The 13,486-nt window shown below is 60.4% G+C and carries 7 protein-coding genes and 1 tRNA gene; 6 read left to right on the top strand and 2 right to left on the bottom strand.

The annotated features are described in order from the left end of the window. The first annotated feature begins 29 nt into the window (after positions 1-29). A complete protein-coding gene (locus H8711_RS09565; RefSeq protein WP_249283248.1) occupies positions 30-7,682 on the top strand; it encodes a 3-keto-alpha-glucoside-1,2-lyase-like domain-containing protein in 7,653 nt (2,550 codons plus the stop codon). Between the two features lie 100 nt (positions 7,683-7,782). On the opposite strand, the gene H8711_RS09570 is transcribed toward H8711_RS09565, so the two are convergent. Next, positions 7,783-9,870 (bottom strand): sodium-translocating pyrophosphatase, encoded by a 2,088-nt coding sequence (locus H8711_RS09570; protein WP_484985948.1) that lies wholly within the window; start codon positions 9,868-9,870, stop codon positions 7,783-7,785. Positions 9,871-10,198: 328 nt separating this feature from the next. Further along, positions 10,199-10,285 (bottom strand) — tRNA-Leu (locus tag H8711_RS09575). 252 nt (positions 10,286-10,537) lie between these two features. On the opposite strand from H8711_RS09575, the gene H8711_RS09580 reads away from it, so the two are divergent. The 5 genes from H8711_RS09580 (at position 10,538) to H8711_RS09600 (ending at position 13,444) form a co-directional block, all read left to right on the top strand. Further along, positions 10,538-11,122, top strand: a complete 585-nt coding sequence (locus H8711_RS09580) for a sigma-70 family RNA polymerase sigma factor (protein WP_249283249.1) — start codon at positions 10,538-10,540, stop codon at positions 11,120-11,122. Between the two features lie 140 nt (positions 11,123-11,262). Then, positions 11,263-11,538: a zinc-ribbon domain containing protein gene (locus tag H8711_RS09585; RefSeq protein WP_249283250.1), complete on the top strand. Its 276-nt coding sequence runs from the start codon at positions 11,263-11,265 to the stop codon at positions 11,536-11,538. A gap of 155 nt (positions 11,539-11,693) precedes the next feature. Continuing rightward, entirely contained in the window at positions 11,694-11,897 is a 204-nt protein-coding gene (locus tag H8711_RS09590; RefSeq protein ID WP_249283251.1) for a DUF1858 domain-containing protein, read from the top strand. 72 nt (positions 11,898-11,969) lie between these two features. Next, positions 11,970-12,677 (top strand): class I SAM-dependent methyltransferase, encoded by a 708-nt coding sequence (locus H8711_RS09595; RefSeq protein ID WP_249283252.1) that lies wholly within the window; start codon positions 11,970-11,972, stop codon positions 12,675-12,677. Then, on the top strand, positions 12,674-13,444 hold the full coding sequence (locus H8711_RS09600; RefSeq protein WP_249283253.1) for a Nif3-like dinuclear metal center hexameric protein: 771 nt from the start codon (positions 12,674-12,676) through the stop codon (positions 13,442-13,444). The genes H8711_RS09595 and H8711_RS09600 overlap by 4 nt, the downstream gene beginning before the upstream one ends. Positions 13,445-13,486 lie beyond the last annotated feature (42 nt).

Genomic DNA, 13,486 nt, shown 5'->3' on the forward strand with positions numbered 1-13,486 from the left:
ATGCGCGCGGCGGCGACAATATCGACAGCGTGTACTGGCTGTACAACCGCCTGTACGATTCGTCCAACCCGAGCGCCACCAAGTGGCTGCTCGACCTGGGCGCACTGCTGGAGAGCCAGACGACCGACTGGACCTACCAGTATAACGACACGACCGTGCGCCAGCACGTGGTGAACACCAGCCAGGGCATGAAGACCCCCGCGGTGTTCTACCAGTACTCCGGCGAGGAGCGCGACAAGATCGCCCTCCAGAACGGCCTGCTCAACATGTCCATCGACCACGGCCGCGTGGACGGCCTGCCCAACTCGGATGAGGCGGCCAGGGAGAACCGCTCCACCCGCGGCACCGAGAACTGCGGCATCGTGGAGGGCCTGCTCTCCACCGAGATCGCGCAGAAGGTGCTGGGCGAGGCGTGGATCGGCGACCGCATCGAGCAGCTCGCTTACAACGCGCTGCCTGCGGCCTACACCCCCGATCTTTCCGGACATGTCTACTATGTCCTGCAAAACCAGGTTATGGCGACTCTGGGCAACCACGAGTTCGGCAACGACCACGGCGACAGCTCGGCGTTCGGCGCGCCCTGCGGCTTTGACTGCTGCTACTCGAACACCCATATGGGCTGGCCGAAATTCGTGCAGAACATGTGGATGGCCACCGCCGACAACGGCCTGGCGATCGTGGCCTACGGCCCCAACAAGGTGACTGCGAAGGTCGCGGACGGCAAGACCGCTGTGTTCCTGCAGGAGACCGACTACCCGTTCAAGGACAGCGTGAAGCTCGCCTACGGCGGCGACACCGCCCGCTTTGAACTCAAGGTGAGAATCCCCGCCTGGGCTGCGGGCGCGACGGTCACCGTCAACGGCGTGGCGCAGGAAGGCGTCGCTACCGGCGATTACTACACCATCGAACGCACCTGGGTGGAGGGCGACGTGGTCGACCTGGAGTTCCCCAGTGAGATCAAAACCTCCACTTGGTACAACGACTCTGTTGCAGTGGAAAAAGGCGCCCTGATCTACGGCCTCAAGATCGAGGAGGATTGGCGCACCTACGAGTCCAACGACGCGCGTGAGCTCAAGGTGGAGCATCAGCCCCAGTCCCCGCTGCGCGAGGTCTATCCGGCCAGCGCGTGGAACTACGGCCTGATTGTCAATCCCGACGACCCGGCTTCCAGCTTCGAGGTGGTCGAATTTGAGGATGTGGCGCTGCAGCCGTTCAGCTCCGAGACCGCCCCGGTGGTGCTCAAAGCGAAGGGTCAGCTCATCCCCGACTGGACCTACGACGGCAACCTGGCCGGCCCGCAGCCCTATGGCCCCACGGCTTACGATGAGTCGCTGGTGCGCGACATCGAGCTGATCCCCTACGGCAGCGGCCGTCTGCGCATCGCCCACTTCCCGAAGATCGGCGAGGCGACTGACACCGTGGTTAAGACCGCGGCGCTCGACAGCGAGATGATCCGCCACAACGGCACCGATTACCAGGAATTCGCCAACATCGTGGTGCCCCAGGCGAAGAGCTACACCCTCAAGGTGACCGGCTCCGGCTCCGGCACCCTGGTGATCAACAACAAATATTCGCAGGCGCTCGACCTCTCCTCCGGCGAGGCGGAAGTCACCGATCTGCAGAATAAGCTCAGCGGCGGCTTCCAGTTCACCGCTGGCCATTACAACAACATCCGCTTTACCACCTCGCTCAATGTGGAATCGATCGAGGTCATCCCGGTTGGCCGCACCATCACCGATATCGTGGTGAAGAGCAGCAACCGCAACGAAGAAGCGATCAAGATCAATACCAACCTCGATTGGCAGGAGACCCCCTACAAAGTGGTTTACGGCACCGAGAGCGGCAACTACACCAACACCGTATACGGCTTTGAGAGTTCCACCGCCACCATCACCGGCATCGATGAGAGCAAAGACTATTATGCCAAGGTGATCGCGTTTATCCAGGGCGAGCAGAAGGAGAGCGAGGAGCTCGTCTTCCTGTCCAGCACTTCCTCAGAAGGCGGGCTGAAGCCCAACCCGGGTGTGCCGAACGCCACCTATGCGGGCTTCCCCACCCTCAACTACATGGACCGCGACTGGACGAAGTTCGACCCTGAAGGCAAGGTCGAGTTTGTACAGAACGGCGACACCACCAACATCAAGTTCGGCAAAGGCCCCAAAGTGAAGGCGGTCCTGCTGCCGGAAGATGCCCAGGGTAACGAGTACACCCTGGACTGGGTTGACTATGTTGTGGAAGCCACGCTGTCGGTCGATGCAGTGGACAACAACAGTTGCGGCGTCATGTTCCGTTCCACCAACATCGGCGACGATCCCGATGAGTTCCACGGCTATTTCGCGGGCATCGGTTATCTGAATGTCGGCAACATCGACGGCGCGCCCTACAAGGGCCCCGGCCTGATGATCGGCTACGCCGACGGCGGCTGGCACGACATCCAGCCGTTGAAAGCCGATATCCAGCCCGGCGAGCAGTACACCCTGAAGGTTGTCGTTTTCGGCGACCGGTTCGCGGTGTATCTGGACAACGAGCTGATGGCAACCTTCCGCGACGACCAATTCGGCAACGGCACCGTCGGCCTGCGCTCCTACAACGAGGCGTTCACCGCCTACAGCCTGTCGGTGCGCCCGGTGGAGCAGGAGGACCTCGTCGATTTTGAAGAGGACGAAGTGGTCGAGATCCATCCCGATCCCGATGCGCCCAACGCGGTGTACGAGGGCCTCGGCACTCAGGCGGAGATCGAGAGCGAATGGACCAAATACGACCCCGAAGACAAGATTGAGTTTATCGACAACGGCATCGTGCTCGGCAAGGGTCCCAAAGTAAAGGCCGCCCTCACCCTGGACGGCGCTCAGGCGCAGGCTGAGAACGAGACCCAGCTGGCGGCCGATGAGGCGGAGCCCGCAGAGGAATCCGCACCCGTGGAGGAGCCTGCAGCGGCCCTCGAACAGACCCCGGCCGAAACCCCGGCGGAGGACGAAGCGGTTCTGGCCCCAATGGCGGCTCTGACACTGGCCGATGGCGAGCCTGAAGCCCAGCCGGAGGAGGACGTGGAAGAGGAATCCGTGGAGGCGTCCGCGCCCCGTATGCTCCGCGCGGGCAGCGAAGCGGACGACCCGCTGACCTGGACCGACTACGTTGTGGAAGCGGAGCTCTCGGTCGATATGGTTGACAACAACAACTGCGGCCTCATGTTCCGCGCCACCGAGATCGGCGATGATCCCGACGCATATCATGGATTCTTCGCCGGCATCGGCCTGGCGGGCGGCAAACCTGGCGTCATGGTCGGTTATGCAGACGGCGGCTGGCACGACATCAAGATCATCCCGAAGGAGATCGTGGCCGGCCAGAAATACGACCTGAAGGTCGTGGTATTCGGCGACAAGTTCGCGGTTTACCTGAATAACGACCTGCAATATGTGGGCGACGCCTCCCTGTTCTCGCAGGGCACCGTCGGCGTCCGTTCCTACAACGAGGCTTTCAAGGTTTACGACGTGACTGTGCGCAACATTGAACAGAACGATCTGGTCGTCTTCGGCGGCAAGCCCGACGCAGTGGCCGAGGAACTGTTCAGCGAGGACTTTGAGGATGCCCAGGCTGCGGCTGCTACCTGGACCAAGGTGCCCGCGAATGCGAACATCACCTTTGCGAGCGGCGAGGTTTCGCTGGGCTCCACCACCGATATCAAGCTGACCGCGGGCGACGAGAGCTGGGATAACTACGTCTATGAGGCGGATGTGAAGATCGCCACCAACGGCAACAACAGCGGCATCATCTTCCGCACCACCCAGGAGGGCTCCGGCGCTGACAACTACTACGGCTATTATTTCGGCCTCAACAGCACCGGTTTTGAGATCGGCAAATCCAGCAACAGCTGGACACAGTTGGTCTCCAAGACCTACGATGTCCATCCGGGCTCCTATCACCGTCTGAAGGTGATGGCCTACAATTCAAACTTCAAGTTCTACATCGACGATGTCCTGGTACATAGCATGAAGGACGGCACACATGCTGCGGGCAAGATCGGCCTGCGCGGCTACAACCGCAGCTTTACGGCCGACAATGTGATGGTTCGCACCCTGAGCGCGGAGGAGATCGAAGAGATGTCCGTCACCACGCCGGTGGATAGCATGACCATCTCGGCAGCCCCCTTCTACAACGGTTTCCAGGTGCACTATCCCAAGGGCAACGCCGCCACCTACAAGGTGCAGTTCGGCACTGAGCCCGGCGTTTATACCCACGAGTTTGTGGATGTGAAGTTCAACAACTACGGCGGCAAGATGGAAGCTGACAAGGTGGCTGTCGCTGTTCCGGCTCCGGGCACCTACTATGTGCGCCTGGTCGGCCTGTCCGGCACCACGCCTGTGTCGATTTCCAACGAGGTGGAGGTCACCACCGGATACAACGAGCCGACCGAGTCCGACCGCGCCAAGATGAACGCGGCGCTGGCGGATGCCAAGGCGGCTGATACCTCCGCCTACACCAAGACCAGCAAGGCGCGCCTCGACGAGGCGATTGCTGCGGCTGAGGCGCTCACCGCGCAGGACGATGCGAGCCAGATGGATCTTTCGCTGGCGGCGAGTATGCTGAAAGTCGCGCTGCGCGTGACCGATTCCGAGGATATCGTCTTCACCAAGCCGGTCAACAATGCGGCTCTGGCGGAGGGCACCCTGGCTGGAACGCGCTTCACCGGCGACTTCGCGGGCGGCAAGACCCCGGCACAGAGCACGGTTCTCAAGGCGGAGATCGCCAGCACGGCGGCGGGCGATGCACAGCTGAGCCTGAGCGCGAGCGCGGAGAACGCTGCGATCTGCTATGTGGTCAAGGCGGAAGCCCCGGCCTCTGCGAGTGAGTACACAAACCTCTACACCGCTCCGATCAGCGTGTCGGTTGCGAACGGCGAGTCCATCTGGGTGGAAGTGACCGCAGAGGATGGCGAGACCAAGCTCTATTACAAGGTGGAAGTGAGCACTTACAACGAGATCGATTCGGTTGCTGTGAAACTGTTCGCTCCCGAGGCCGACACGATTATTTCCGAAACCGGCGAGGCTTCGGTGGACAGCGAGGCTCCTTACACCCACGTCAGCACCGGCTGGACGGGTGCGACCGGCCTGCTGCTCAACGATGCGCCCGAGGCGCGTTACGCGGGCTTCGGCAGCCAGGCGGAGACGGTTCCGAACTGGACCGAGTACGACCCCGAAAATAAGGTTTCGTTCACCGCGGACAGCGCGGAGGGCAAGACCAGCATCCATGTGGGAACAGGTCCCCGCGTGAAGGCGGCGCTCAACGTCGCGGGTTCCTCCGAGTGGACCGACTACGTGGTGGAAGCCGACCTGTCGGTGGGCACCAACGACAACAACAACGCGGGTATCATGCTCCGCGCGACCAACATCGGCAACGATTCCGACGAGTACAACGGCCTGTTTGTTGGCATCGGTTACGTGCCCGGCAATACCCAGGCCCAGGCTGTGATGATCGGCTACGCTGACGGCAAGTGGCATGACATCAAACCGATCCCGCATCCCATCGAGGTCAACCGCGTCTACAACCTCAAGGTGGTGGCCTACGGCCAGAACTTTGCGGTATACCTGGACGATGAGTTCATCAGCACCTTCACCAACAGCACCTTCACCAAGGGCACCGTCGGCGTGCGCTCCTACAACACGCCGTTCGACGTCTACGACCTGACCGTGCGGCCGCTCGTGAAGGACGACCTCAAGGTGTTCGCCAACAACGGCCTGAAGGGCGAAGTCTGGGCGAATGGCGACATTCCGGTGGCCACTGTGCGCCTGGCTGCGAAGGATGGCTACACCTTCAAGGGCTTGGAAGCAAAAGATATTTTGGTGGATATCGGCAACAACATTGGCGCATCGGTCAGCTTCGCGTCCGGCCAGGGCGTGAGCACCGACGGCAAGACCCTCACCTTCACCGCGACCTATCCCGAGGTGGGTGCGGTAATAAAGGAAGCGTTGCAGCAACTGATTGAAAGTGCTGAGGCGTTGAACGAAGATAGTTATACCCCTGAAACTTGGGCAAAACTGGCCGAGGCGCTGACTGAGGCGAAAGGGCTCATCGGCAACGATGCAGCCACCCAGGATCAGGTCAACGCAGCTTACGACAAGCTGGAAGCTGCGATCGGCGATCTGGACTTTAAACCCGTGGATCCCTCCGACGTAGACAAGACAGCGCTGAAGGCGCTGATCGCGGCGGTCGACGGGAAATACGACGAAGGCCGCTACACCGCAGAGAGCTGGAAAGCTCTGACCGAGGCGCTGAATGCAGCGAAGGCGGTCGTTGCTGACGCGGCTGCAACCGAGAGCCAGGTATTCGACGCGTACCTCGCGCTGGTAGCGGCGCGCGACGGCCTGACCTATGCGCCCGACAAGAGCCTGCTTACGCTGGCGGTCGAGATCGCGGAAGACCTGTTGAAGGACGAAAGCCTGACTGCGGCCACGAAGGAAGCGCTACAGGTGGCAGTGAACAGCGCGAAAGCGGTGCTGGATAACGCGGACGCGACGCAGGCGGAGATCAACGCCGAGTACGCGGCGGTGATGACCAGGATCACCGAGCTGGTGAAGGCGGATAAGACCCTGCTGAGACAGCTGATCGCAATGGCGGAAGAATTGAAAGAAGGAAACTACCGCCCGAGCAGCTGGGCGAATCTGCAAGCGGTGTTGACCGAGGCGAAGGCAGTGGAAGCAAACGGCAACGCGACCGAGGCGATGATCTCAGAGGCGTGCAGCAAGCTGACAGCCGCAATCAACGCATTGCAGAGCGAGTTCAACTATGCGGCGATCAACGCAGCGCTCAAGCTGGCGAAGGAAATCCTGGCAGACAGCAAGTACGACGAGGCGAGCAAAGCTGGCCTGGCAGAGCTGGTTGTCGAAGCGGAAGCGCTGTGCGAGAGCGATGAAGCGACCCAGAAAGGTCTCGACGATATGGCAGCGGAGCTGACCAGAGCGATTGCGAAGGTGCGCCTCATGCAGGCGGTGGCCGAAGTGAACGGGCTGAACGCGGCGCGTTACACGGCGGCAAGCTGGAATGCGGTGCAGGCAGCGCAGGCGGAAGCGAAGGCGCTGCTGGCGAACGAAAACGCGACGGCAGAAGAGCTGACCGGCGCAGCGACCAAGCTGGCGAACGCAGTGAAGGGCCTGAAGACGAAGAGCGGCTCGAGCGGCTCCGTTTCTAAAGTAAACGACAACGATTACTGGAACGGGATCATCGAGAAGACCAACGGAACCGAAAAGGGCGGCACGGTAAACGCGACGCTGGAGAGCGGAGCGATGACGCCGGCGGCGGTGATCGATGCAGCGGCGGCGAAGGGCGTGAAGCTGAACATCGAGATCGGCGGGAAGGCATACCTGCTGAGCAATTACGCAATCGACGCATCCGCGGTGTACTACAGCGCGGCGGAACTGATTGCGATGGCGGACGGCGAGACGGCGGCACAGAGCGGCGCCATCAGCCTGAACCCGGAGACGGGCGGCGAGGTGGCAGCGACGGTGCCGAACGCGGCGGCGCCTGCTGGCGAAGCGGCCAGTGCGAACGAGACGATCGGCGGCGCGCAGCAAGCGGCGGCGGAGCAGGGCGAGAACCTCTCGGGCCTGTGGCTGCTGGTGCTGGCGGCTGCGGCTATCGGCGGCGTGAGCCTGGTCGTGGTGCGCAAGAAACATCAGGAGAAATAATCCGCACGAAAAAGGCGGCCGGATCCAATTTGGATCCGGCCGCCTTTTATGTATGCAAGCAGGACATCCGTCCGCGCCATAGGCGGTGTCCAGAAAGCGATTAGAACAGCGAATAGGTGAGGAACAGGACGGAAAGCAGGGAAGAGACGAGCGAGATCACCGTGATCTGGGTATTGATGGACGGGCCGGCGGTGTCCTTAAAGGGATCGCCCACGGTGTCGCCCACAACGGCGGCCTTGTGCGCATCGGAACCCTTGCCGCCCTCGTGTCCGGATTCCACATACTTTTTGGCGTTGTCCCACAGGCCGCCCGAGTTGGACATAAACAGCGCAAGCAGCAGGCCGCTGACGATATTGCCGGTGAGAAATCCGCCGATCGCCTCAACGCCGCCGATGAATCCGACTCCTATGGTGGCCACAATCGCCATCAGCCCGGCGGGAATCAGCTCGCGGATTGCGCCGGCGGTGGCAATGTCGATGCATTTGTTGTATTCGGGTTCCGCTTTGCCCTCGCGCAGCCCGACGATCTCCCGGAACTGGCGGTGGATTTCCGCCACCATGCGCTGTGCGTTGCGATCCACACCCAACATCAGCATCGCAGAAAAGACAGCCGGAATCGCCGCGCCCACCAGCATGCCGAAGAACACCAACGGGTTCATCACGTCAAATCCAGTGAGGCCGGGGAGACCCAGGGAAGAAGCGGCGCTGTTCACCTCGCTCATAAAAGCGCCGAGCAGCGCGATGACCGTAAGGCCGGCAGCCGCGATGGCAAAGCCCTTGGTGACCGCCTTGACCGTATTGCCGGCCGAATCCAGCTCATCGGTGATTTCAAGAACATCGTCGCCCAAGCTGCCCATCTCCGCGAGGCCGCGCGCATTGTCAACAATCGGGCCATAGGCGTCGTTGGAAACAATCATGCCGACAATCGAGAGCATACCGACCGCCGCCATAGAGATGCCGAACATCGCGTATTCCAGCGAGTTGGCCGGGTCGATCGGTTCGCAGAGCTTATAGGCGGCGAGCGCCGATATGCCGATGCCGATCATGGCGGGCAGAGTGCTCAGAAAACCATACGAGATGCCGGAGAGGATAGTGAAAGCCGGGCCGGATTTGGATGCCCCTGCCACAAAGTGAACCGGTTTTTTGCTGTCATCGGTGAAATAATCGGTCGCGATGCCGATCACCACGCCCACCAGTAGGCCGACGATACACGCGCCCCAGATGCGCCACTCCAGATTTGCAAGGGCGGTGACAACAGCGGTGAGCGCCACATAAACCGCCGTGGTGACATAGGTGCTCATATTCAAGGCGCGCGTCGGATTCCCCTTTTTCCCGATGCGGGCGGTCATCACCCCGATCACCGAGGCCAACAGGCCCAGCGCTGCATAACAAAAGACGGTCGCCACATGGGAGGTCCCACCGTAGCGCAGGTCGAGGGAGCCGGCCATAACCAGCGCCGCCGCCATGCTTGCCACGTTGGAGTCGAACAGGTCGGCGCCCATACCGGCCACGTCGCCCACGTTATCCCCCACATTGTCTGCGATGACGGCGGGGTTGCGCGGGTCGTCCTCGGGGATGCCGAGCTCCACTTTACCGGTGAGGTCGGCGCTGATGTCGGCGGTTTTGGTGAAGATACCGCCGCCCGCTTTGGCAAAAAGTGCGAGGGAGCTGGCGCCGAAGCTGAAGCCCAGAATTGCGGTTCCGTCGCCGGTGATGAGATAAACCAGAGCGACGCCCAGCAGGCTGGCGCCGACAACCGCCATTCCCATCACGGCGCCGCCGCGGAAGCCCACCATAAAGGAGGGCTTGATGCCCTTCTGTGCGGCCTCCGCGCATCTTCCGTTGGCGATGGTTGCAATCTCAATGCCGATTTTTCCAGCAATCGCGGAAAACAGGGTGCCGGCCAGATATGCGACCGCCATGATGACGTTGTCGGTGAAATTGCCTTTCCAAATCGGGGCCGGCAAAAAGAGAAGGATCAGGAGGGCGGCGACCGATGCGAAGCGGGCCAGCACGCCGTACTCCTTGCGCAGAAAGGTGCGCGCCCCGAGCCGGATCAGAAGGCTGACCTGCTCGATGCGCTGGTTTTGGGCGGGTTGCCTTTTCACCCAAAGGTACAGCCAAGCCGCAAAGGCGAAGGCCACAAGGGAGATAAGGATGGACATAATCTGTAAAGTGGTAGCGTTCAATTGGGATACCCCCTAGTCATGTAATAAAATGTTTTGGCGCTTTTTCGCCTATTGTAACAAATATGGATTTATTTAAGAAGTATTTTTATTTGTTCTTTACGAAATATTTATACGGCCGCCAGGGTTTGGAACAAACAAAAAGGCGCTGCACAAGCTGTGTCCCGCCTAAAAATAAAAACCTCTGATTCGCAAAACGCGAACCAGAGGCTGAAAACGCGGGTGAAAAAATAAAACGCGCCCCACAAAGTAAGATGCGGGTTTTGTGGGCAGGGCACGCTCTGATTGTTGTAAAAAAATCGGAGCAAGCGATGCATCGCTTGCTCCGACATGGTGCCGGTAGTCGGGGTCGAACCGACACGGTGTCGCCACCACTGGATTTTGAGTCCAGCACGTCTGCCAATTCCATCATACCGGCGTAATAAATTTATTTTACACGAACAGACGCAAAAAATCAAGCGTGGAACGGCATTTTTTTTACTTTTTAAGACCAAAATGGGGAGAAAGAGCTGCTCAATGCGGGGGAAATGAATGAAGGTTTGGGGGTAAGAACTGGTGATATTCACCAAGTTTGTGAAATGTACATAAAATAGTTGACAAAACCAACTTTTCCGTGTATCATTAGTTCACAATCGATATTTGTGAGAGTACCATTTCGGAGAGAACTTGCATGCGGGAAAAATTTTTACCTGACGATGAGCTGGTAAAACAAGCGAAAGCGTCGGATGCCGATGCCTTTGCCACACTGGTTGTCCGGTATGAGCCCGTTGCCAAGATATTGGTGAAGGGTTACGATGTCGCGGGCCTGGAGCCGGACGATCTGGTTCAGGAGGCGCTGACCGGGCTACTCAAGGCTGTCCGAAGTTACAACGACAGAAACGGCGTCCCGTTTCGCGCTTATGCGACTCTTTGTATGCGGCGGCAGGTTCAGACAGCGATCAAGGCGGGTCTGGCCGGCAAACAGCAGCCGCTTCGGGATTACTTACCCCTCGACGACAACCCTGAGTTGTCCGTGTATACACCCGGCGATCGCCGCACGGCGAGCCCAGAATCCATTGTGATTATGGAGGAAGAGGCCAACCACCGCAAACATAAAATCGATTCCCTTTTGTCTGCATTTGAACAGGAGGCACTCAATCTTTACCTCAGCGGCCACTCCTATCAAGAGATGTCCAGGAGGATGAAGTCCACCCCCAAGGCGGTGGACAATGCCCTGCAACGAGTAAGACGAAAGCTCAGGTCAATGAAGCCGTGATGCGCGGTGTCATTGACTCCTTCCCATGAATATAACCCGATATCGGGCTATAGAATAATGTCCCTGGTATGTCTGACGCGTTGGTAACTCAATGTACGGCACAACATCTATGGGCAAATTTTAAAAGCGAGGTAAAGACTATGTACGAAGACAGAACCCTTATTTGCAAAGAGTGTGGAGCAGAATTCGTTTTCACCGCTGGTGAGCAGGAATTCTACGCAGAGAAAGGCTTTGTAAACGAGCCGCAGAGATGTAAAGCCTGCCGTGACGCGCGGAAAAACAGCATGAAATCTGAAAGAGAGATGTTCACCGCTACTTGCGCTGCTTGCGGCAAAGAAGCGAAAGTTCCTTTCAGACCCCGTGAGGACAGACCTGTTTATTGCAGCGAGTGCTTTGCGAAGATGAAAGCCGAATAATTTAAGCTTTACGAGGGGCGTCCGGCCGAGCTGGGCGCCCTTTTGTTTTGTCGCGGCGGGACAATTTTTGCGTATTTATCGTTGTATCCTGCGAAAGATATTGTTATAATAAGGATAAATACGGGATGAAGCCATCCCCGAGGGAGGAATTGGATATGGCGTTTACTGTGACCCCAGACAGCGTAATCGGTGAGATTTTGGACTACGACGGGACCACCGCGCAATATTTTTTGGAGATGGGGATGCACTGCCTGGGCTGCCCGGCATCGCGCGCCGAAACCCTGGCGGAGGCGTGCGAGGTGCACGGGGTGGACTGCAACGAATTGGTGGACAAGCTCAACGCGCACTGCAATCAATAAGAAAAAGCGCACGGTGGAGGGGCGGACGCGGTTCGCCCCTTTCGTGTTTTTATCCGGGAGGATTGTGACAAAATGGGACAAAATAGCGACCTGCCCGCGCTCGACGGGCGCCTGGCGCTGATCGCGCGTCTGGTGCGGCCCGGCTCGGTGGTGGCGGATATCGGTTCTGACCACGGTTACTTGGTGGCCTGGCTGGTGGGGACAAACACCTGCCCGCGCGGATATGCCTGCGATATCAACAGGCAGCCGCTGGAGCACAGCCGCGCGACCGCTGAACGCTGCGGGGTGGCCGGCCGCGTGACCGCGCTGTTGGGGGGCGGCCTGTCCCGCCTCAGGGAAGCGGACGTGGACGACATTGTGATTGCGGGGATGGGCGGAGACCTGATCGCACAGATTTTGGGCGACGCGGATTGGCAAGGCCCGGACAAGCGCTACCTGTTGCAGCCGATGACCCGCGCGGACGAGCTGCGGCGTTGGCTGTGCGCCAACGGCTACCGCATCGAGGCGGAACACGCCGCGTGCGCCCGGCGGTTCTGTTACGCGGTGCTCACGGTGCGCCGCACCGGCGAGGCGACCCCCTGTGACGACTGCTACGCCGCAGTGGGCCGTATGCCGGAGTGCGATTGCGAGGATGCACGCATCTACATCCGGCACCAGGCGGGTGTGATTTTAAAGAAAGCGTCCGGGCTGGAGTGTTCGCGCGGACGCGCCGCGGAGGCGGTGCGCTGCCGCGCGCTCGCCGCGCGCATTTTGGCGACGATAGGGGAGGAGACAACATGAGCACGGTCAAGGAAATCTACAATTGGATCGATTCGATCGCGCCGTTCGCGGCGGTCGAGAGTTGGGACAACAGCGGTTTGCTGGTGGAGACCGGGGAGCCCGAGATCGACCGGGTGCTGCTGGCGCTGGACATCACCGGGGAGGTGGCGCAGGAGGCGCAGGAGATTAGCGCGCAGCTCATCGTGGCGCACCACCCGGTCATCTTTCATCCGCTGCGTTCGCTCCATCCCGGGCAGCCCGCCTATTGGCTGGTGCGCTACGGGATCAACGCCATCTGTGCGCACACCAACTTGGATGTGGCGGTGGGCGGCGTGAACGACGCGTTGGCCCGGCGCCTCGGGCTGCGCTGTCTGGAACCGCTCGAGGTGCCGGGGACAAGCGGGCTTTCGCTCGGCCGCATCGGCGAGCTGGAGCGGCCGGTGGACGCGGGGGCGTACCCGGAGCTGGTCAAGCGCGCCCTCGGTTGCGGCGGGCTCAAATATGTCCCGCGCAGCGGCGAAATCCGCCGCGTGGCGGTGTGCGGGGGCGCGGGAGCGGATCTCATCTACCGCGCGCGGGAGCTGGGCGCAGACGCGCTGGTGACCGCAGACAGCAAGCACAACCTGCTGCTGGACGCTGAGGCGATGGGCCTCATGCTGATCGACGCGGGGCACGCCTGCACCGAGCGGGTGGTGCTGGAGCCGCTGGCGGAACGGCTGCGCGCGGCGTTCCCCGAGGTGGAATTTTGCCTGTCGCGCTGTGCGGCCGATCCCGCGCGATACATCTGACGACACGGCCCGCGCATGGTGTGCGGGCCCAACCTGGAGGTG

Origin of the sequence: Ligaoa zhengdingensis, from assembly GCF_014384885.1 — a bacterium.
In the GTDB taxonomy this organism is placed as follows: Bacteria; Bacillota; Clostridia; order Oscillospirales; family Ruminococcaceae; genus Ligaoa; species Ligaoa zhengdingensis.